Source organism: Bradyrhizobium mercantei, assembly GCF_001982635.1.
In the GTDB taxonomy this organism is placed as follows: Bacteria; Pseudomonadota; Alphaproteobacteria; order Rhizobiales; family Xanthobacteraceae; genus Bradyrhizobium; species Bradyrhizobium mercantei.
This window is the reverse complement of the sequence record NZ_MKFI01000001.1, coordinates 1,282,771-1,303,425: the sequence shown is the minus strand read 5'-3', so window position 1 is coordinate 1,303,425 and position 20,655 is coordinate 1,282,771. Positions and strand designations below refer to the sequence as shown.

Here is a 20,655-nt window from a genome sequence, read left to right as displayed (position 1 = left end):
GGCGAACCGACTAAAGTTCTAGGCGCCAGGTTCCGCTCTGCTGGAACCTTCTGGGGCGTCATCTCGTTTGTGCTCAAACGACCCGAACGGTCAAAAATCCATCCGGGGGCTTGTCCGAGGGAGACGCTCCCATGGTAACGCTTGGCCCGTCAATCCGCCCGTCATTTGGCCCCGACGCCAATCAACTCACGCCATCCGAACATCAGCTCCAGCTGCGCCGCGCGGTGATCGCCTCCACGGTCGGCACCGCGATCGAATGGTATGACTTCTTCCTCTACAGCACCGTCACCGGCCTGGTGTTCGCAAAACTGTTCTTTCCGCATTCCGATCCCTGGGTCGGCACGCTGGAGGCCTTCGCGATCTATGCGGTCGGCTTCATCGCACGGCCGATCGGCGCTGCGATCTTCGGCCATTACGGCGACCGCATCGGCCGCAAGTCGACGCTGATCGCGACGCTGCTGCTGATGGGACTGGCCACCGCGGCAGTCGCATTGGTGCCGACCTATGCCAGCATCGGCATCTGGGGCGCGGTGATCCTCACCGTGCTGCGTTTCATCCAGGGCGTCGGCGTCGGCGGCGAATGGGGCGGCTCGGTGCTGATGTCGATGGAGTGGGCGCGCAACGATCGCTCGCGCGGCTTGATCGCATCATGGCCGCAATTCGGCGTGCCCTGCGGGCTATTCCTCGCCAACCTTGCCGTGCTGGCATTCAGCCAGATGTCGGGCGACCAGTTCCTGGCGTGGGGCTGGCGCGTTCCGTTCGCGCTCAGCATCATCCTGGTTGGTGTCGGCCTCTACATCCGGCTCGGCATTCTGGAAACGCCCGTGTTCAGCAAGCTGCTGGCCGAGCGTCAGCTCGACCGCACGCCGATGTTGACCGTGATCCGCGACCATCCGAAGGAGATCCTGCTGTCCGCCTTCGCGCGCATGGCCGAGCAGGCCCCGTTCTACATCTTCACCGCCTTCGTGTTCTCCTACGGGGTCGGCACGCTGCACATGTCGCGGGACATGCTGCTGACCGCAGTGCTGGCGGCCTCGGTGCTGTCGTTCGTCTCGATCCCGGTGTTCGGGCACCTGTCGGACCAGATCGGCCGCAAGAACATGTACATGATCGGCGCGGTCGTGACCGGCATCTTCGGCTTCATCTATTTCGCGATGCTCAACACCGGATCGACGGCGGTCATCTTCCTGGCGATCATTCTCTCGCTCATTCCGCACGACATGATGTACGGCCCGCAGGCCGCGCTGATCGCCGAAAGCTTCACCGGACGGCTGCGCTACAGCGGCGCCTCGCTCGGCTACCAGCTCGCATCCGTGATCGCCGGCGGTCCCGCGCCGCTGATCGCGGCGTGGCTGTTCGGCACCTATCATTCGGCGACGGCGATCGCGATCTACATCGCGCTCTGCGCCGTCATCTCGCTGGTCGCGACCGCGCTGATGACCGACTACACCGGCAAGGACATCAATGCCGCGGCCGCCCATCAGCGGTGAATTCGACACAACAACGGAGAAGACGATGGTGAAATGGCGAAATGAATCCGCGCTCGATCTCTACAACCTCGCGGCAGCGATATTCCTGCTCGCCGCACCGTGGCTGTTCGCGCATGCCAATCCGACGGCGGAGATCGACCTCAGGATCAGCGGTGCCGCGATCGCGATCATGTCGCTGGCGGCGATCGCAGCGTTCTCGATCTGGGAGGAATGGATCAATCTGTTCGTCGGGTGCTGGCTGATCGTCTCGCCCTGGCTGCTCGGCTTCACGCACACCCGCGCGATGCATTTTGCCATCGCCGCGGGTGCGGTGGTCGCGTTCATGGCGCTGCTCGAGCTGTGGCTCGAATACGAGAAGACGCATCTCGGCCCGGCGGCGGCGCAGGATGCAGCAAGGCACTAGAGGCTAGCAGCCGCGGCAAATGCCTCGGATCTTGCGGTCGACGATCGCATCTTCCTGATCGATGATCTGCTGCGGCGTCGATGCGGCTGCCGGGATGTCGGCGGCGCGCGGCTGGCGATGGCCGACCGGCGCCGACCATGGCCGGGTCGCGGTTTCGTTTGCTGCGTAGGTGCCGGGCTCTTGCATCGTCGCCTGTGCAAGGCAAGCGGTCGCCATTGTCGCCGACAGGATTGCGGCCAAGCCAAGTTGTTTACCAAGTCGTCGAACGTCGATCATGTGACTCTCCATACCGTCGCCGCCGCGCTTGCGCGGCCTTGATCAAGTGGAGTGCCTCGGTCGTTCCCGTATTCCCCGCTCCAGTTGATGTGATGAGGCGCTCGCGGTTCGGTGATCGCGCGTGAGGAAATATTTTCCGGCGATCACGGTCATTGGTCACAGGAGCCGAGCTTGGTCGGCTTCATTCACGCGGAGAAATCCTATGACCAAACTGACCTTCGCTGCGCTTGCGTTGGTTGCGGCAGCTGCGTATTCGGCTCAAGCGTCCGCCGCCAGCAACAATGCTGCGGTGCGGCGCGCCCATGCGTCGATGACGACGACGACAACGACGCCGGTCAGCAGCAAGACGACCGATTGCGCGCGTGCGCCGAACGTCGGATCGTTCGCGACCGCTCCCTTCACCGAACCGCCCTGCATGCCCGGCACGATGCGCTGATCCAGCGCCGCGAAAAGCCCCCGGACCTCCGGTCCGGGGTTTTTGAAACGATGCGAGGTCGTCGGGGAGGGGCCGCGATCATGCGTGACCCACCTCACAGGCCGGCCGGTGCGATCGTGCGACGACTGCGGCGTCGGAGCCGGCGCATGGTGCCCGGCCCGAGTTCAAGGAGACGTCGCATGACACGCAATTCGCTTCTTGCTTTCGCTGCCGTTGTCGCGTTCGGCGTGACCGCGTTGAACTCCGCACAAGCGGGCAGACTTCCCATGGCGCCGCCGAAGAATGTGGGCGCGAAACTCCCTCCGGGCGGTTCTGGCGGTCCGCATCGGCAGCCGGTCGATCCGCCGCCCTACCTCGGAACGGGTTACAGCGGTGACAGTGCCGGTGGCAGCGGAGGTGGCGGATATTTCGGCGACCCCAATCATCCCGGCCACGAGCAGTTCTGAAAACGCATACGGCCCCGAACCAGGTTCGGGGCCGCGGTCTGCGGGCGGATTGGATCCCGAGTCTACTCGGGCTTGCCGATCGTCACGGCGAGCTTGCCGACACCGTCGACGCCGCATTCGAGCTTGTCGCCCACTTGCAGCTGCGAGACGCCGGCGGGCGTGCCGGTCATGATGATGTCGCCGGCGGCGAGCTTCACCTGCTGCGAGAGCTGCCAGATGATCTCCGGCACATTCCAGATCAGTTCGGTCAGGTCGCCCTTCTGCGCTTCCTTGCCGTTGACGGTGAGCCAGATCTTGCCCGCGGAGGGGTGGCCGATCTTCGAGGCCGGCTGGATCGCAGAGCACGGCGCGGAATAGTCGAACGACTTGCCGATCTCCCAAGGCCGCTCCTTCTTGCGCGAGGCGATCTGCAGGTCGCGGCGGGTCAGGTCGATGCCGACCGCATAGCCGTAGACATGCTCGAGCGCCTTGTCGGCGGGGATATTCAGCCCGCCGCTCTTCATCGCCACCACCAGCTCGACCTCGTGATGCAGGTCCTTGGTCAGCGGCGGATAGGGGATGGTCGCGCCATCGGGCACCAGCATGTCGGCATGCTTGCCGAAGAAGAACGGCGGCGCCCGCTCGTCATTACCCATCTCCCTGATATGCTCGAGATAGTTGCGGCCGACGCACCAGATGCGGCGCACCGGATAGGTGCCGGATTCTCCGACGACGGGAAGCGAGGGCTGCGGGGGAAGCGGAATGACGGTGGAGGCGGCGTTCATGAACGGGTCCCGGAGGGTTGAAGGAGGGAGCGCGGGCCGTATTTACGCGGTTACGGCGCTGGGGGCTAGGGGCTGCGGTTGCGTCCGGCGCAGAGGTGAGGCCTGCTTTCCGCCGACCGTGGCCGCGTTCGGCCGGCAGCAGCGGTGATGCCGATGCGGAAATGGCTTTCGATCGGCCTTACGCTGGCAGCTGTGGCCGTGGTCGCTGCGGCGGTTCGCTTCTTTGTGGTCATGCCGGAGCGGATCGACTGGGGCCAGAACAAGGTCCAGCGCGTGGCGGTGGAAATTTCGCCCGCCGCGCGGGCCTTGCAGGCGACGCTCGACGTCGCGGACATGCACGCGGACAGCCTGTTGTGGAAGCGCGACCTGATCGCGCGATCCGATCGTGGCCACATCGATCTGCCGCGCCTGATCGAGGGACGCTACGCGCTGCAAGTGTTCTCGTCGGTCACCAAGTCGCCCAAGGGCCAGAACTATGATGCCAACGGCGCCGACACCGATACGATCACGAACCTCGCCATCATCGATCTGCAACCGCCGCGGACGTGGTTCTCGTTGTTGCAGCGCTCGCTATGGCATGCCGAGAAATTGCACAGCTTTGCCGAGCAGTCCGCCGGACGGCTTCGCGTGATCACGACGCCGGCCGATATCGATCGCCTGCTCGCGGACCGCAAGAACGGCGTCACGGTGGTCGGCGGAATGCTCTCGATCGAGGGCCTGCACGATCTCGAGGGCAATATCGGCAATCTCGACGTGCTCTACGCCGCCGGATTCAGGATGGCTGGTCTCGCGCACTTCTTCGACAATGACGTCGCGGGTTCGATGCACGGCGTGGCGAAGGGCGGACTGACGCCGCTCGGCCGTCAGGTCGTGCAGCGGATGGAGGCGATGGGAATGGTCGTCGACCTCGCGCATGCGAGTCACGCGGCGGTCGCCGACGTGCTGGCGATGGCGACGCGCCCGGTGGTTTCGAGCCATGGCGGCGTCCAGGCGACTTGCAAGGTCAACCGCAACCTTACCGACGACGAAGTCAGGGGTGTCGCGCGGACCGGCGGCGTGGTCGGCATCGGCTTCTGGCAAGGCGCAGTCTGCTCGCTGGAACCGAACAATGTCGCGCAGGCGATTGCCCATGTCCGCGACCTTGTCGGGATCGACCATGTCGGCCTCGGCTCGGATTTCGACGGCTCGACCACCACGGGATTCGATGCGAGCGAGATTGTCGCCGTGACCCAGGCCCTGCTGTCGCGCGGGTTCTCCGAGGACGACATCCGCAAGGTCATGGGCGGCAACGTCCTGCGCGTGTTGCGCGCAGGCATCGTCCCCAAGGGATGAGACTTTAGAGCGTCGTTCCGACTCTAAAGCGCGATGAGATTAGGCCTCATCGTCGTTGTGCTTTAGCTTCTCGTTTGAGCATGATCTTTTCGGAAAACCGCTTCGCACTTTTCCGGATCATGCTCTAGCCGGTGGCGCTGATCGGCGCCAGCGCCAGCGGCGACGGGTCGTGGTGCTGCAGGCGGAAGAACGAGGCGTAGCGGCCGCCGCGGCGCAGCAACTCCTCGTGACGCCCGCGCTCGACGATCTCGCCGCCCTCGACCACCAGGATCGCATCGGCATGCATGATGGTGTGCAGGCGGTGCGCGATCACGATCGTGGTGCGGCCCTGGCAGAGATGCTCGATCGCTTCCTGCACCTGCTTCTCCGACTCGGAGTCCAGCGCGGCGGTGGCCTCGTCGAGCAGGATGATCGGCGCGTTCTTGATCAGCGCGCGGGCGACCGCGATGCGCTGGCGCTGCCCGCCGGACAGCTGCGTGCCGTGCTCGCCGACCGGCGTGTCGTAGCCGAGCGGAAAGCTCATGATGAAGTCGTGCGCGCAGGCGGCCTTGGCGGCGTCGATGATCTCGGCCTCGGTGGCGCCTTGCTTGCCGAAGGCGATGTTGGCGCGGATGGTGTCGCGGAACAGATAGACGTCCTGGCCGACATAGGCGGTCTGTTGGCGCAGCGACTTGCGCGAGACCTGAGCGATCGACTGCCCGTCGATCACGATCGCGCCTTCCTGCGTCTCGTAGAAGCGCAGCAGCAAAGCCAGCACGGTCGACTTGCCGCCGCCGGAGGGACCGACCAGCGCGGTCACCTTGCCGGGTTCGGCCACGAAGCTCATGCGGTTCAGCACCGGCTCGCTCGGCCGGTAGGCGAAGCTGACGTCGCGCAGTTCGATCCGGGCGTCGGAGAGTCTCAGCGCCGGCTTGTCGTCATCGGTCTGCTCGCTCGCCGGGCTGTCGACCACCTCGAGCAGCATCCGCGCGCCGACCAGCTGGCTGTTGAGGTCGATGTTGAGCCGCGCCAGCCGCTTGGCCGGCTCGGTCGCCATCAGGAAGGCGGTCAGGAAGGTGAAGAACTGGCCCGGCGTGGAGCCGAGCGCCACCACGCTGTAGCCGCCATAGAGCAGGCAGCCGGCGACCGCGAAGCCGCCGAGCATCTCCATCAGCGGGTTGGAGCGGTTGGCGACGCGCGCCATCTTGTTGGCATTGCTCTCGACGGTCGCGATGTGCTCGTCGATCCGACGCTGCATGGCGTCTTCCAGCGTGAACGCCTTCACGGTGCGGATGCCCTGCAGCGATTCCTGCATCGTCTCCATGATGTCGGCGGTGCCGGTGAACTGGTTATAGGCGAGCCCCTTGATGCGCTTGACGAGCTTGCGCAGCATCAGCATCGCCGGCGGCACTGCCACGAGCCCGATGAACGACATCAGCGGATCCTGCCACACCATGACGGCGACCATGCTGATCAGCATCAGGAAGTCGCGGCCGATCGCATTGACCAGCATGTTGAGCACGTCGGTGATCGACTTGGCGCCGGCGGTCAGCCGCGCCAGGAATTCCGACGAGTGCCGCTGCGAGAAGAACCCGATGCTCTCGCTCATCAGCTTGGCGAACAATTGCCGCTGGTTGCTGGCGAGGATGGCGTTCGAGATCTTGTTCAGGATCACCATGTGGCCGTAAGTCGCCACGCCCTTGATGAACAGCAGCACCACGGTGATACCGGCGAACATCGCGATGCCGGGGATGTTCTTGTCGACATAGGCCTGGTTGATCACCTGGCCGAGCACATAGGTGGCGGCGGCCGTCGAGCCGGCGGCAACCGCCATCAGGGCGAACGCCGTCAGATAGCGCCGCCAATAGGTGATCCCCTGTTCCGTGACCAGGCGGCGGATCAGGATCGCCGCGCCATAGGGATCGTCGGTAATTTTCTTTGGAAACTGAGCCATCCGCGTTCCATTGACGGCGGGCAGCGCCGGCCGTCAGGGTTGCGGACCTCCTTGCCCGCTTGGCGGGGCTTTTTCAAGCATAATAAGAGCGTGATAACGGCTTGATTTTAGGCCGATTCTGCCTGTCGCGCGGAGCCCCCGCGCTCCCGGAACAGCTTCTCCTCCCAGGCCAGCGCGTGGCTCGCGATGGTCTCGAGATCATCGTAGCGCGGGGTCCAGTCGAGAGCTGAGCGGATCCTCGTCGTATCGGCCACCATGGTCATGATGTCGCCGGGCCGCCGCGCAGCGTAGGAGACCGCGAAATTGCGCATCGAGACCCGGCGCACCGCCTCGATCGTCTCGAGCACGGAGTAGCCGCGGCCGTATCCGCAGTTCATCGTCACCGATTGACCGCCGCCGCGCAGATAGGACAGCGCCGAGCGATGCGCCTCGACGAGGTCGCTGACATGGATGAAGTCGCGCACGCAGCTGCCGTCCTGGGTCGGATAGTCGGTGCCGAACACGTCGATCTTGGCGCGCTGTCCGGTCGCGGCCTCGACCGCGATCTTGAGCAGATGGGTGGCGCCGATGGTGGCCAGACCGACGCGGCCCTTCGGGTCGGCACCGGCGACGTTGAAGTAGCGCAGCACGACGTAGCTCATGCCATGGGCCGATGCGACATCGTGCAGCATGATCTCGGTCATCAGCTTCGACGAGCCGTAAGGCGACAGCGGACGCGTCGGTGCGATCTCCGGCACCGGCACCTGGTCCGGGTTGCCGTAGACGGCCGCAGTCGAGGAGAAGATGAAGCGGCTGACGCCGCCCTTCACCGCCGCATTGAGCAGGCTGCGCGTCGTCATGGTGTTGTTGCGGTAATAGCCGAGCGGATCGCGCATCGAGTCCGGAACTACGACCGAGCCGGCGAAATGGATGATGCTGTCGATGCCGTGCTGTGCGATCACGCCCTCGACGAGGTTCTCGTCGCCGGCATCGCCGATGAACAGCGGCACGCCTTCGGGCAGGAACGCCGAGAAGCCGGTGGAGAGATTGTCGATCACGACGACGCTCTCGCCGGCATCGACCAGCGCATGGACCATGTGACTTCCGATATAGCCGGCGCCGCCGGTCACGAGCACGGTCATGGATCAAGCTCTCCCGATATCTTTAACTGGCGATGCTAACGGGAGTGCGGTGAAGAGGGGGTTTCGCCGCGGCCGAACTGGCCACTATGCTTAATGTTGCGTATAGGAACTGGCGCGAAACGGAGACTTGCGTGCCGATCGAGAACACACCTGCCGGCGAGCTCGAGCTCATCGTGCCCAATCTGCACCGGCGCTATTCGGGTGTCACCGCGACCAATCGGATGGTCGCGCCGAAGCTTGCAAAGATGTTTCGCGCAGGCTGGCTCGGCTCGCATCGGCCCGCCGGCATCGACGCGATGGGATTTCTTGATCTGATGCGGCTGTGGCGGCGCGCGCGGCCGGTGATCTGGCACGCGCGGCGCAACGACGAGATGATCGCAGGACTCGCGCTGCGCGCGCTCGGCTGGCCGTTGAAATTGCTGTTCACATCGGCCGCGCAGCGGCATCACACCTGGCTGACGCGCTGGCTGATCCGCAACATGGACGCGATCATCGCGACCAGCCCGCTGTCGGCCTCCTATCTGAAGCGCGAGGCGACGGTCGTGATGCACGGCGTCGACACCGGTCGCTATGCGCCGCCGGCAGATCGCGCGAGCGCCTTCGCCGAAAGCGGATTGCCGGGGCGTTACGCGATCGGTTGCTTCGGACGGGTGCGCGCGCAGAAGGGCAGCGACGTCTTCGTCGAGGCAATGTGCAGGCTGCTGCCGCGCTATCCCGATTTCACTGCTGTCCTTGTCGGCGCCGTGGTGCCGGAGCAGCTGGCCTTTGCCAATGAGCTGAAGCGGAAGATCGAGGCCGCCGGGCTGCAATCGCGCATCATCATCACGGGTGAATTGCCGATCGAGGATGTCGTGCGCTGGTACCAGCGGCTGACGATCTACGCCTTCACCTCGCGCAACGAAGGCTTCGGCCTGACCCTGATCGAGGCGATGTCGGCGGGGGCGGCGCTGGTGGCGGCACGCGCGGGTGCCGCCGAGTTCGTCGTCGAGAACGGGGTCACCGGCGTGCTGACGCCGCCGGGCGATGCCGACGCGCTCACGGCCGCGCTCGAGCCCTTGATGCGCGATCCGGCATCGGCCGCGGCGATGGGTGCGCGGGCGCGGCAACGAGTTGTGGATAAGTTCAGTCTCGATGCCGAGGCGAACGCGATCGCCGAGGTCTATCGCACGCTGATCTGAGCCAGCACGCGCTGCGCGATCTCCACGACCTCTTCGGGCGCGATGTCGCGCATGCAGCGATGGTCGTTCATGGTGCAGACCGTGCGCTGGCACGGCTGGCACGGCAGCTTGCTCCTGGTCTGCCGCACCGTCGCGGCGAGGCCGTTGAGGGGCGCCCAGAGATAGGGATCGGTCGGGCCGAAGATGCCCATCGTCGGCGTCCCGATCGCGGCCGCGATGTGCATCAGCCCGGAGTCGTTAGAGATCGCGACGCTGGCCGCGGCCATCGCCAGCGCGCCGTTGCGCAAATCGGTGCCGGTGAGATCGCGGACCCGCGCGCCGCCGGCGGCCACGATCTCCTGCGCCAGCGCTTTCTCGCCAGGCCCGCCGACCACCCAGACGTCGAAGCCATGTTCGGCGAACAGCCGGGCGGCTTCCGGATAATAGGTCCAGCGCTTCGAGGCGCCGACGGATCCCGGTCCCAGCGCGACGGCAGGGCCGGTGCCGAGGCCATTGGCCTGCCGCCAGCGGCTGACCTCGTCTGCGGGAACCCGGAGCTGCGGCACCGGCCATTCCGGCGGGCGGGCGGCGCCGTCGGGCAGCGCCAGGATGGCGTTCTTGTCGATGAAACGTGGCTGCTGCTTCTCGCGCCAGCGCATCGCGTTGATCAGGCCGAACCGCGCCTCGCCGAAGAAGCCGACCCGTTCGGGGATGCCCGCCAGCGCCGGGGCGATCGCAGCCTTCCAGGTCCGCGGCAGCACCAGTGCGGTGGCGTAGTTCCGGGAGCGGAGCTCGGCGGCCAACGCCCGCTGCTGGGCCAGCGCCAGCCGGCTGCGCGGCAGGTCGAACACGATCCCGGCGCGGACCCCGGGCATGTAATCGACCAGCGGGGCGCAGAGGCGGGTGGTCAGGAGGTCGACCGGCCGGTTCGGCCAGCGCTTGCGCAGTACCCGCACCACGGTGTGGCCGCGCACGAAATCGCCGATCCAAACATAGGGCACGACGAGGATAGGTCTGGTATCCTCAGCATCCTGCGTTTCGATATCAGATATTGAATCAGTATTCATTTCTAAATAGGCCAAAGCCGGATCGGGCGCGGCCAAGTCGGTAACCGGTTCGCGATGAGAGGTAAAGCCGCCGTTGCCTGTGGCGCGGGAGTGGGGCAAAGCTGGCGGCTGGCAAAGGAATCTGGCGGGATTTCATAATGTTTCTGGTAACCGGGGGTGCCGGTTTTATCGGATCGAACGTCGTGGCCGCGTTGAATGACGCCGGGCGCAGCGATGTGGCGGTCTGCGATCTGCTTGGGCAGGACGGCAAGTGGCGGAACCTGGCCAAGCGTCAGCTGGCCGACGTCGTCCCTCCGGCCGAGCTCGGCGACTGGCTCAAGGGGCGGCGGCTGGACGGCATTGTCCATCTCGGCGCCATCTCCGAGACCACCGCAACCGACGGCGACCTGGTGATCGAGACCAATTTCCGCCTCTCGATGCGGCTGCTCGACTGGTGCACCGCGAATGCCACGCCGTTCATCTATGCCTCCTCGGCCGCGACCTATGGCGACGGCGACCAGGGCTTCGACGACGATGGCTCGGTCGAGGCGCTGAAGCGGCTGCGGCCGATGAACCTGTACGGCTGGAGCAAGCAGCTGTTCGACCTCGTGGTTGCCGAGCGCGCAGCGAAGGGCCAGCCGCTACCGCCGCAATGGGCGGGGCTGAAATTCTTCAACGTGTTCGGCCCGAACGAGTATCACAAGGGCCCGATGATGAGCGTCTTGGCGCGCCGCTTCGACGACATCAGGGAGGGCCGCGTCGTGCAGCTGTTCAAGTCGCATCGCGAGGGGATCGCCGACGGCGATCAGCGCCGCGACTTCATCTATGTCGACGACGTCGTGCGGGTGATGATGTGGCTGATCGCGACGCCGCGGGTCTCCGGGCTGTTCAATGTCGGCACCGGCAAGGCACGCAGCTTCAAGGACCTGATCGTCTCGGCCTATGGCGCGCTCGGGCTTCCGCCGAACATTGAGTATGTCGACATGCCCGAGCAGATCCGCGGCAGCTACCAGTACTTCACCGAGAGCGTCGTCGATCGTCTCGCGCGCGCCGGATATAATGGCGGCTTCACCCGCCTGGAGGACGCGGTCGGGGCCTATGTGAAGGGCTTTCTCGATCGCGCGGATCGCTATCGCTAGAGCGGATGACGGTGACTGATGTTCGATTTTGAAGCGATCTCGCGTGCAATGTCCGGCCAGACCGTGCTCTGCGTCGGCGACCTCATGCTCGACGAGTTCGTCTATGGCGAGGTGTCGCGGATCTCGCCGGAGGCGCCGGCGCCGGTGATCGCGGTCCGGCGCAGCGAGACCAATATCGGCGGCGCCGGCAACGTCGCGCGCAACATCGCTTCGCTGGGTGGGCGCTGCATCTTCGTCGGCCTGATCGGCGAGGATGCCGCCGGCACGGCGCTGTCGGAGGCGCTGGCGAAAGAGGCTGGGATCGAGACCGTGCTGGTGCGCGACGCCGCGCGGCCGACCACGCGCAAGGTGCGCTTCGTTTCCGAACAATTCTCGACCCACATGCTGCGCTCCGATTGGGAGCTCGCCGCGCCGGCTGGGCCCGCGATCGAGCAGCAGCTGATCGATGCGATCCTGCCGCGCCTTGCGCAGGCCGACATCGTGCTACTGTCGGACTATGCCAAGGGCGTGCTCACCGCGCGGGTGATCCGCAACGTGATCGACGCCGCGCGCCAGGCAGGCAAGCGCGTGATCGTCGATCCCAAGAGCGCCAATCTGGCGATCTATCGCGGCGCGACCGTGCTGACGCCGAACCGCAAGGAGTTCGCCGAGGCGACCCGCAGCCGCGCCGATAGTCAGGACAGCATCGCGCAGGCCGCGCCCGATGCGATGTATCTCGCGGATTGCGAGGCGATGCTGGTGACGCAGGGCGAGCGCGGCATGACGCTGGTGACGCGCGACGGCGGCTCGGTCCATGTGCCGGCGCTGCCGGTCAAGGTGCGCGATGTCTCCGGGGCCGGCGATACCGTCGCCGCAGCGCTGGCACTGGCGCTGGCAGGCGGCGCCGACTGGGAAGGCGCGCTGCGGATCGCGAGCGCGGCGGCCGCGGTTGCGGTCGGCAAGACCGGCACCGCGATCGTCAAGTCCGATGAACTGCGGCGACGGATCCTGCCGCATGCGTCGCTGGCGGCCGAAGAGAAGATCGTCCCGGCCGGCGGCGATATCGATGCGCATCTCGCGGAATGGCGCCGGCAGGATCTGCGCATCGGCTTCACCAATGGCTGCTTCGACATCCTGCATCCCGGGCACGTCAAGGTGCTGACCGCCGCGCGTAGCACCTGTGACCGCCTGATCGTCGGCTTGAACAGCGACGCCTCGGTGAAGCGGCTGAAGGGCGAGGGGCGTCCGGTGCAGAACGAGCGCGCCCGCGCCGAGGTGCTGGCGGCGCTGGAAGCCGTCGACCTCGTCGCGATCTTCGCGGAGGACACGCCGATCAATTTGATCACCAAGGTGCGGCCGAGCGTGCTGGTCAAGGGCGGCGACTATACCCGCGAGCAGGTGGTCGGCCACGAGATCGTCGAGGCCGCAGGCGGCGAGGTGGTGCTGGTCGAGATCCTGCCCGGCCACAGCACGACGTCGCTGGTTGCGCGGGCCCGCGAGGGCAAGGCGTGAGCGCGAGCATGGCATCCCCGGCACAAGCCGCGGCGTGCCCGGCCTGGCGCGATCCGGCGCGCTGGCACACCACGACCGATGTGGTCGCGGTCCTGATCGCGCTGTCGCTGCCGTGGTCGACGTCGCTGGTCGGCATCTTCGGCGTGGTGCTGTTGATCGCGATTGCGCCGACCGTCGACCTGAAGGCGTTCTGGATGCTGCTGAAGCGGCCGATCTGCGTGGCGCCGATCGCACTGTTTTGCCTGGCGCTCGCCGGCACGCTCTGGTCGGACGCGGCATGGGGCGCGCGATTTTACGCGGTCGGGCCGACCGCAAAGCTCCTGGTGCTGCCGGTCCTGCTCTATCATTTTCAGCGCTCGACCCGCGGGACGTGGGTGTTCGTGGCTTTCCTGGTGTCCTGCACGCTGTTGATGCTGATGTCGTGGCTGGTGCTTGCCTATCCCCACCTCGCGCTGCGGGCGCCCGCTCCCGGCGAGCAGGGCGTCTTCGTCAAGAACTACATCGACCAGAGCCAGGAATTCACCTTGTGCGCGGTCGCGCTGGCCTATCCGATCGTGATGCTGCTGCGGGCGAAGCGCATCCTGCCAGCCTTGCTGCTGATCGCGATTGCGCTCAGCCTGTTTGCCAACATGGCGCTGGTGGTGGTGTCGCGGACCGCGCTGGTGACGGTTCCGATTATGTTCGCGGTGTTTGCGCTGCTCCATCTGCGCTGGCGCAGCATCCTGCTGATTCTTTGCGCGACCGCCGCGCTGTCCGTGGTGGCGTGGTATGCCTCGCCGCAATTGCGCTGGACGGCAGAATCATTCCAGCGCGATTACAAGCTCTACATGCAGCGGGGCGAGCCGACGTCGGTCGGTTTGCGGCTCGAATTCTGGCGAAAGTCGCTCGGCTTCTTCGCCGAGGCCCCGGTCATCGGCCATGGCACCGGAGCGACCCGCGGCCTGTTCGAGCGCGTCGCGACCGGCGGCGTGACCCAGGCCTCCGGCGAGGTGATCGGCAACCCTCACAATCAAACGTTGAACGTCGCCGTGCAGTGGGGCATTGTGGGTGTGGCGATCCTGTACGCGATGTGGCTGCTGCACCTCTTGCTGTTCCGCGGCGACGGTCTCGTCAACTGGATCGGACTTCTTGTCGTGGTACAGAATATTACGAGTTCGTTGTTTAATTCACACATTTTCGACTTTCACGAAGGCTGGATGTATGTGCTGGGCGTCGGGGTCGCGGGCGGCATGGTGCTGAAGGGACGATTGGAGCCCGATATGGAACCTGAACCGCCCATCCGTCCATGATCGCTGGCAAGGGCACTGCAGATACGCTATCAGCCTGCCAAATGTCCCACCGCAAACTCCCAGTTGCCGGCAACCCGTCCGCTAGATGACGCGTCTTTCACAATTTACCCTGCGCAACTTCCTGATTTTGCTGCATGACGCGCTTGCGACGACGTTTGCGTTGCTGGCGAGCTTCTATCTGCGTTTCGAAGGCAGCCTGCTGACCGATCGGCTGCCGCATCTGCTGCTCATTCTGCCCTGGTTCGTGCTGTTCAGCATCGTCGTCAGCTACCTCTCCAATCTGACCACGGCGAAATGGCGTTTCACCTCGCTGCCCGACGCCGTGAATATCCTGCGGGTCGCGGCGGTGCTGACGCTGGCACTGGTCGTGCTCGACTATGTCTACTTCTTCACGGGAGCGAATTCGCCGAGCCCGGTGTTCCTCGGCCGGGTCACGATCATCCTGTTCTTCTTCCTCGAGGTGTTCGCGCTGAGCGCGTTGCGCCTGGGCTATCGCTATTTCCGCTATTCGCGCACGCGCCTGCATGCCCGCTCGGACAACGCGGCGGCCGCACTGCTGGTCGGACGCACCGCCGATGCCGAAGTCGTGCTGCGCGGTATCGAGAACGGCGCGATCAAGCGGCTCTGGCCGGTCGGCGTGCTCTCGCCGTCGGTTGCGGACCGCGGCCAGATGATCCGCAACATTCCGGTGGTCGGCGGCGTCGATGACATCGAGGCCGTGATTCGGGATTTCGAGGCCCGCCAGCGGCCGATCAAGCGCGTGGTCATGACCCCTTCGGCATTCGAGCCGGAAGCGCATCCGGAGAGCGTGCTGATGCGCGCCAAGCGGCTCGGCCTGATGGTCAGCCGCCTGCCGTCGCTGGAGGGCGGCGATGCGCCGCGGCTCACCAACGTCGCGGTCGAGGACCTGCTGCTGCGCCCGAGCCAGAAGATCGACTACGCGCGGCTCGAGACGCTGGTGAAGGGCAAGTCGGTCATCGTGACCGGCGGCGGCGGCTCGATCGGCGCGGAAATCTGCGAGCGGGTCGCGACCTTCGGCGCGGCGCGTCTCTTGGTCGTGGAGAACTCGGAGCCGGCGCTCTATGCGGTCACCGAGGCGCTGTCCGCGCGCGACTCTGGCCCCGAGATCGAGGGCCGCATCGCCGACATCAGGGACCGCGAGCGCATCACGCGCCTGATGAGCGAGTTCAAGCCCGACATCGTGTTCCATGCCGCGGCGCTCAAGCATGTGCCGATCCTGGAGCGTGACTGGAGCGAGGGGGTCAAGACCAACATCTTCGGCTCGGTCAACGTGGCCGACGCGGCGCGCGCCGCGGGCGCGAGCGCGATGGTGATGATCTCGACCGACAAGGCGATCGAGCCGGTCTCGATGCTCGGCCTGACCAAGCGTTTTGCCGAGATGTACTGCCAGGCGCTGGACCATGACCTGATGACCGAGGCCAGGGGCGGGCCGCACATGCGCTTGATCTCGGTGCGGTTCGGCAACGTGCTGGCGTCCAACGGATCGGTGGTGCCGAAATTCAAGGCCCAGATCGAGGCCGGCGGGCCGATCACGGTGACCCATCCGGACATGGTTCGCTACTTCATGACCATTCGCGAAGCCTGCGATCTCGTGATCACGGCAGCGACGCATGCGGTGACGCCGGCGCGGCCCGACGTCTCGGTCTATGTGCTGAACATGGGGCAGCCCGTGAAGATCGTCGATCTCGCCGAGCGGATGATCCGTCTGTCGGGCCTGCAACCTGGTGTCGACGTCGAGATCGTGTTCAGCGGCATCCGTCCCGGCGAGCGACTGAACGAGATCCTGTTCGCAAGCCAGGAGCCGACGCTCGAAATCGGCGTTGCCGGCGTCATGGCGGCCAAGCCGAACCAGCCGCCGATGTTGACGCTGCGCAAGTGGCTTGCGGCGCTGGAAGATGCGATCGAGAGGGATGACCGCGTCACCATCCGCGCCGTGCTTCAGGACGCCGTGCCCGAGTTCGGATCGAATGCCGCCTGACCACGCCGTCCTGCGGACGACGGGGCAGGATCGTTTCGAAAGCCATTGATGCCTCATTCTCGAAAAGTCGTGGTCGTCAGCCAGCACTATCCGCCGGACCACAGCACGACCGCCGCGATCATGTCCGCGATCGCCGAGCGGATCGCGCAGGAGGCGGAAGTGATGGTGGTCTCCGGGATGCCGGGCTCGGCGCGGGCGGCCGCGCCCGGGCGACCCGCCGTCGTCGAGATCAGGAACTGGCTGCCGGGCAAGGCGGCGCTGGTCAAGCGCGCGCTGGCGGAGGCGCTGTTCACCGGCCGGATCTTCCTTGCGCTGCTGTCGCGGCTCAAGCGCGGCGACGTGGCGCTGACGGTGACCGCGCCGTTCACGCTTCCCTATGCGGTGGCCGCCGCCGCAACGTTGAAGGGCGCGAAGTCGGCGCTGATCCTGCACGATTTGTTTCCCGACGTGCTGGTCATGGCCGGGTTGCTGCGGCCGTCCTCGCTGGTTGCGCGCGCAATGCGCGCGATCAACGCGCTGATGTTTCGCGCCTTGAACGCCGTCATCGTCATCGGCCGCGACGCCGAGAAGCTGTTGCTGCGCTATGGCGGAATGACCCAGGACAAGATCAGGTTCATCCCGAACTGGGCCACGCTCACCCCCGGCAACCGGCCGGTCAGTCCCGACAATCCGTTTCGCAAGGCGATCGCCGCGCGCTTCGTCGTCGGGCTGTCGGGCAATCTGGGCTTCACCCACGATCCTGACATCGTGTTCCAGGCTGCGCGGCTGCTGCGCGATGAACGCGACATCCACTTCCTGCTGTCGGGGTGGGGCATGGGATTCGCGCGGCTGAAGGAGATGCAGGCGTCAGCGCAACTCGCCAACGTCACGCTGGTCGACCGCGTCGCGGACGGCGAGCTGGATGCGCTGCTCTCCAGTGCCGACGTCTGGCTCATTCCCTATCGCAAGGACGTCGCCGGCGTGTCGGTGCCGAGCCGGTTCTATAATCTGCTCGCGGCCGGCCGGCCCGTTATCCTGGTCTCCGAGCCCGAGGCCGAGGCGGCGCTCACCGTCAGTGAGAACGGGTTGGGCTGGGTCGTCACGCCGGGCCGGCCCGATCAGCTCGCCGATGCCGTCAGGCTGGCGTCGCGATCGCAGGATGCCGCGATGGCCGAACGTGCGGTTGCGACCGCGCGCACCTTCAGTCCCGAGCGGGCGCTGGCGAGCTACGCCGCGCTGGTCGCGGAGCTGCTATCCAATCGTGATATGGAGCGGACGGCATGACGGATCGCCGCCGGACGGTTCTGGTCACGGGCGCCAGCGGCTTCGTCGGCCGCCATGTGGTGCCCGAGCTGGCGCGCAATGGCTGGGTGGTGCGCCGCGCGGTGCGAACCCCGCCGCAGGATGCCAACGACGTGATGATCGGCTCGCTCAGTCCTGCCACCGACTGGCGCGCCGCGCTCGACGGCGTCGACGCCGTCGTTCATCTCGCGGCCCGCGTTCACCAGCAGTCCGACGAAGACGCGATCGAGCTCTACCGCAACGTCAATATCGAGGGCACGCTGCACCTGGCGCGTTCCGCGGCCGCGGCCGGGATCCGGGATTTCATTTTCGTCAGCACGATCCTGGTGCATGGCCGGAGCAATTACGGGCGTCCTCCGTTTCGCGAGGACGATGTCCTGACGCCTCGCGGCCTCTACGGAAACTCGAAAGCGGCCGCCGAGGTCGGCTTGAAGGAAATCGTGCCGGGCAGCGGCATGCGGGTGACCGTCATCCGGCCGCCGCTGATCTACGGCGCAGGTGCGAAGGGAAATTTTGCCTTGCTCAAGCGTGCGGTGATCAAGCGCATGCCGCTTCCGCTCGCCTATGTGAGGAATCGCCGCGCGTTCCTGTCGGCGGAAAACCTGGCGTCGTTCATCCTGTACCGGCTGTCGCAACCGGGAAATGATTTCGACGTGTTCCTGGTGGCCGACCGCGAACAGGTCTCGACGCGCGAATTCGTCGAGCGTCTGGCCCGCGCGGCAGACACCTCGCCGCGCCTGTTCTGGCTGCCGTCATCGCTGCTGAAGATGTCGCTCACGATCGGCGGCCGCAAGGAAGCCTATGACAGCCTGTTCGCTTCCCTCGAACTCGATCTCTCCAAGGTCGCGAGCACCGGATGGCAGCAGCCGATCAGCCTCGATGAGGGGCTGCGACTTGCGTTGCGCCCGAACGATGTCTGACCTGATCAGAGCGGTCGCGAGAACCGGCGCAGCTGCCAGGCGACGCCGAGTGCGCCGGCCAGCAGCAGGGCGATATCCGCGGTGAGGGAATTGAGGGCGACCGAGGCGAAAGCGAGCAGCGCCAGCACCACGTTGAGCGCAAAGACCTCGCCGACGACGCGCCATACCGAAAAGCCGTTGTCGGTGGCGCGCTGATAGAAGTGCGAGCGGTGCGCGGCCCAGAACGGCTCGCGCCGCGCCATGCGGCGAAACAGCGTGACCGTCGCATCCGCCAGATAGTACAGCGGCAGCAGCAGCGCGGCAGCGAATTGCTGATGCAGGGCAAGCTCGAGCAGGCACCAGCCGAGCAGCAGGCCGATCGGCAGGCTGCCGACATCGCCGAGGAAGATCTTTGCCACCGGCCGGTTGAACGGCGCGAAGCCGAGCAGCGCGCCGCACAGCGCTGCCGCGACCAGCGCGGGCGCAGGCGGGAGGTGGCCGAAGCTGCCGAGCAGCGCAACCGCGACCGTGATCGGCACAGCCTCGGCCGCCGTCATCAGGTCGAGCCCGTCCATGAAGTTGACGAGGTTGACGAACCAGAGGCCGGCGATCAGCAGCAGGCCGCGTTCGAGCCAGACCGGGCAGGCCGGAACGAGCTTGAGATCGCCCGGCAGCGAGAACAGCACCGCCGCGACGGCGGCACCCTGCAGCAACAGCCGCGGGACGACGGGCAGGGAGTGCATGTCGTCGGCGAAGCCCACCACTGCGATGAACAGGCAGGCCGCGAACACGATCAATGGAATCGTCAGATCCGGCGATCCGGTCAGCGCGATCACCAGCCCGGCCGCGAGCAGCGTGGCCGCGATGACCGCGATGCCGGCGCCCTGCGGCGTTGGAATGCGGTGCGACGAGCGCGCATTCGGCTTCGCCAGCGCCACGCGCAGCAGCAGCGGCCGCGTCAGGCGGATCAGGACGGCCGAGATCGCTGCGGCCAAAGCCGCGGCGATCAGCGACAGGAGGATCTCGAAAGCGTTCATTCTGGTCCGGCTACTGCGATCCCGGGACTTCAATCGGCGCCGCACCCTTGGCGGCCTTTTCCGGGCTCAGGATCCAAACCAGCCCGCCGAACACGCCGACCACGAACGACACGGCGCCGAACAGCAGCGAGATGTTGACGCCCTCATTGGCGATCAATCCGGCATAGCCGAAGGCCAGCGCCATCGTGGCTTCGCGCACGCCCCAGCCCGCGATCGAGATCGGCATCATCGTGATCAGCATCACCGGCGGCAACAATTGGAAGATGTCGCCGAAGGTGACCGGGGCCGTGATCGACTTCACCACGCACCAGCCGATCACGACGGTCACCACGTGAATGGCGATCGACAGCGTTGCGACCCTCAAGCCATGCTCGCGGCTGAACAGCACCCGGTTCGCGATGACAGCGCAGGCGTGGATGTGATGCGTCGCCCACCATTGCTTCAGCCACGGCCACGGCAACACGCCGATCAGCAGGAAGCCAAATCCCGCCCCGAGTGCGGCAAGGTCGAGCAGCAGCAATGCCGTCCAGCCGTGGGTATCGGAAATCAGCCGGTAGCTCCAGGGCAGGGTGGCGGCGATCAGGACGGCGAGCGCGATCAGTCCGACTGCGCGGTCGACGAAGATCGAATAGGTGGCGGCGCGCCAGCCCGCCCCGGCGCGGGCGACCAGCCAGAGCCGCACGGCGTCGCCGCCGATCGAGGACGGCAGTGTCTGGTTGAAGAAGGTGCCGATCACGTTGAAGCGCATCGCCTGCCGGGTCTCCAGCGGCGCGCCGCACTCGACGCTGATCTCGCGCCAGCGCAGCACCCCGAGGAAGATCTGCAGGAACGTGACCGCAACCGCGAGGCCGAGCCAGCCCAGGCTTTCGATCTGGATGCGGGCGGCGAGGTCATACAGGTTGACCTTGCGCAGCGAAAAATAGAGCAGCGCAGCCGAGATCAGGATCTTGACGGTCGAAAGCAGGATTTGGCGCATTTCCGTTCGCGCTGCCAGGTTTCAGAATGTGTCAAAAACAGCGCAAACCGCTTTCGCGCGCCCAAATTCGCCGCCTTGGTATGGTTTCCGCACCGATCTGGCAATACCCGTACTGGTCCCTATTGCGGCAGGTGCGAAGG

19 protein-coding genes are annotated in these 20,655 nt (G+C 66.0%); 11 read left to right on the top strand and 8 right to left on the bottom strand.

Annotated features, from left to right (window positions below; genetic code table 11):
• Positions 1-131 precede the first annotated feature (131 nt).
• Positions 132-1,490, top strand: coding sequence for an MFS transporter (locus BI327_RS06390; protein WP_076858855.1), 1,359 nt, complete (start codon positions 132-134; stop codon positions 1,488-1,490).
• A 25-nt stretch (positions 1,491-1,515) separates the two neighbouring features.
• Positions 1,516-1,893, top strand: coding sequence for an SPW repeat protein (locus BI327_RS06385; protein WP_076859277.1), 378 nt, complete (start codon positions 1,516-1,518; stop codon positions 1,891-1,893).
• Positions 1,894-1,896: 3 nt separating this feature from the next.
• Here the strand turns inward: BI327_RS06385 and BI327_RS06380 are convergent, their stop codons facing one another.
• Together BI327_RS06380 and BI327_RS42215 are read right to left on the bottom strand one after the other, a co-directional pair.
• Positions 1,897-2,169, bottom strand: coding sequence for a hypothetical protein (locus BI327_RS06380; RefSeq protein WP_245334723.1), 273 nt, complete (start codon positions 2,167-2,169; stop codon positions 1,897-1,899).
• 258 nt (positions 2,170-2,427) lie between these two features.
• Positions 2,428-2,595 carry a hypothetical protein gene (locus BI327_RS42215; RefSeq protein WP_159450410.1) on the bottom strand — a complete coding sequence of 56 codons (168 nt, stop codon included), beginning with the start codon at positions 2,593-2,595 and terminating at the stop codon, positions 2,428-2,430.
• A gap of 189 nt (positions 2,596-2,784) precedes the next feature.
• Between BI327_RS42215 and BI327_RS06370 the strand changes: the two genes are divergently transcribed.
• A complete protein-coding gene (locus tag BI327_RS06370; RefSeq protein ID WP_076858852.1) occupies positions 2,785-3,051 on the top strand; it encodes a hypothetical protein in 267 nt (88 codons plus the stop codon).
• 62 nt (positions 3,052-3,113) lie between these two features.
• Here the strand turns inward: BI327_RS06370 and BI327_RS06365 are convergent, their stop codons facing one another.
• Entirely contained in the window at positions 3,114-3,815 is a 702-nt protein-coding gene (locus BI327_RS06365; protein WP_076858851.1) for a fumarylacetoacetate hydrolase family protein, read from the bottom strand.
• 153 nt (positions 3,816-3,968) lie between these two features.
• On the opposite strand from BI327_RS06365, the gene BI327_RS06360 reads away from it, so the two are divergent.
• Positions 3,969-5,147, top strand: a complete 1,179-nt coding sequence (locus tag BI327_RS06360) for a dipeptidase (RefSeq protein WP_076859276.1) — start codon at positions 3,969-3,971, stop codon at positions 5,145-5,147.
• Positions 5,148-5,271: 124 nt separating this feature from the next.
• Here BI327_RS06360 and BI327_RS06355 read toward each other — a convergent pair whose 3' ends face one another.
• Positions 5,272-7,080 (bottom strand): ABC transporter ATP-binding protein, encoded by a 1,809-nt coding sequence (locus BI327_RS06355; RefSeq protein ID WP_076858850.1) that lies wholly within the window; start codon positions 7,078-7,080, stop codon positions 5,272-5,274.
• A gap of 107 nt (positions 7,081-7,187) precedes the next feature.
• Positions 7,188-8,201, bottom strand: a complete 1,014-nt coding sequence (gene galE / locus BI327_RS06350; protein ID WP_076858849.1) for a UDP-glucose 4-epimerase GalE — start codon at positions 8,199-8,201, stop codon at positions 7,188-7,190.
• Between the two features lie 137 nt (positions 8,202-8,338).
• On the opposite strand from galE, the gene BI327_RS06345 reads away from it, so the two are divergent.
• Positions 8,339-9,379 (top strand): glycosyltransferase family 4 protein, encoded by a 1,041-nt coding sequence (locus tag BI327_RS06345; RefSeq protein ID WP_076859274.1) that lies wholly within the window; start codon positions 8,339-8,341, stop codon positions 9,377-9,379.
• Here BI327_RS06345 and waaF read toward each other — a convergent pair.
• Positions 9,361-10,425 (bottom strand): lipopolysaccharide heptosyltransferase II, encoded by a 1,065-nt coding sequence (waaF, locus tag BI327_RS06340; RefSeq protein ID WP_076858848.1) that lies wholly within the window; start codon positions 10,423-10,425, stop codon positions 9,361-9,363. The two genes, BI327_RS06345 and waaF, sit on opposite strands and share 19 nt — an antisense overlap.
• 137 nt (positions 10,426-10,562) lie before the next feature.
• On the opposite strand from waaF, the gene rfaD reads away from it, so the two are divergent.
• The 6 genes from rfaD (at position 10,563) to BI327_RS06310 (ending at position 18,523) form a co-directional block, all read left to right on the top strand.
• Positions 10,563-11,543 carry an ADP-glyceromanno-heptose 6-epimerase gene (gene rfaD, locus BI327_RS06335; protein WP_076858847.1) on the top strand — a complete coding sequence of 327 codons (981 nt, stop codon included), beginning with the start codon at positions 10,563-10,565 and terminating at the stop codon, positions 11,541-11,543.
• Between the two features lie 18 nt (positions 11,544-11,561).
• A complete protein-coding gene (rfaE1, locus tag BI327_RS06330) occupies positions 11,562-13,034 on the top strand; it encodes a D-glycero-beta-D-manno-heptose-7-phosphate kinase (protein ID WP_076858846.1) in 1,473 nt (490 codons plus the stop codon).
• Between the two features lie 8 nt (positions 13,035-13,042).
• Positions 13,043-14,323, top strand: a complete 1,281-nt coding sequence (locus BI327_RS06325) for an O-antigen ligase family protein (RefSeq protein ID WP_076858845.1) — start codon at positions 13,043-13,045, stop codon at positions 14,321-14,323.
• Positions 14,324-14,408: 85 nt separating this feature from the next.
• Positions 14,409-16,322, top strand: a complete 1,914-nt coding sequence (locus tag BI327_RS06320) for a nucleoside-diphosphate sugar epimerase/dehydratase (protein WP_076858844.1) — start codon at positions 14,409-14,411, stop codon at positions 16,320-16,322.
• 48 nt (positions 16,323-16,370) lie between these two features.
• On the top strand, positions 16,371-17,585 hold the full coding sequence (locus BI327_RS06315) for a glycosyltransferase family 4 protein (protein ID WP_076858843.1): 1,215 nt from the start codon (positions 16,371-16,373) through the stop codon (positions 17,583-17,585).
• On the top strand, positions 17,582-18,523 hold the full coding sequence (locus tag BI327_RS06310; RefSeq protein ID WP_076858842.1) for an NAD-dependent epimerase/dehydratase family protein: 942 nt from the start codon (positions 17,582-17,584) through the stop codon (positions 18,521-18,523). Before BI327_RS06315 ends, BI327_RS06310 begins: the two co-directional genes overlap by 4 nt.
• Before the next feature lie 5 nt (positions 18,524-18,528).
• Here the strand turns inward: BI327_RS06310 and BI327_RS06305 are convergent, their stop codons facing one another.
• Together BI327_RS06305 and BI327_RS06300 are read right to left on the bottom strand one after the other, a co-directional pair.
• Positions 18,529-19,539 (bottom strand): MraY family glycosyltransferase, encoded by a 1,011-nt coding sequence (locus BI327_RS06305; RefSeq protein WP_076858841.1) that lies wholly within the window; start codon positions 19,537-19,539, stop codon positions 18,529-18,531.
• Positions 19,540-19,549: 10 nt separating this feature from the next.
• Positions 19,550-20,515, bottom strand: coding sequence for a lysylphosphatidylglycerol synthase transmembrane domain-containing protein (locus BI327_RS06300; RefSeq protein WP_076858840.1), 966 nt, complete (start codon positions 20,513-20,515; stop codon positions 19,550-19,552).
• Positions 20,516-20,655: the final 140 nt, after the last annotated feature.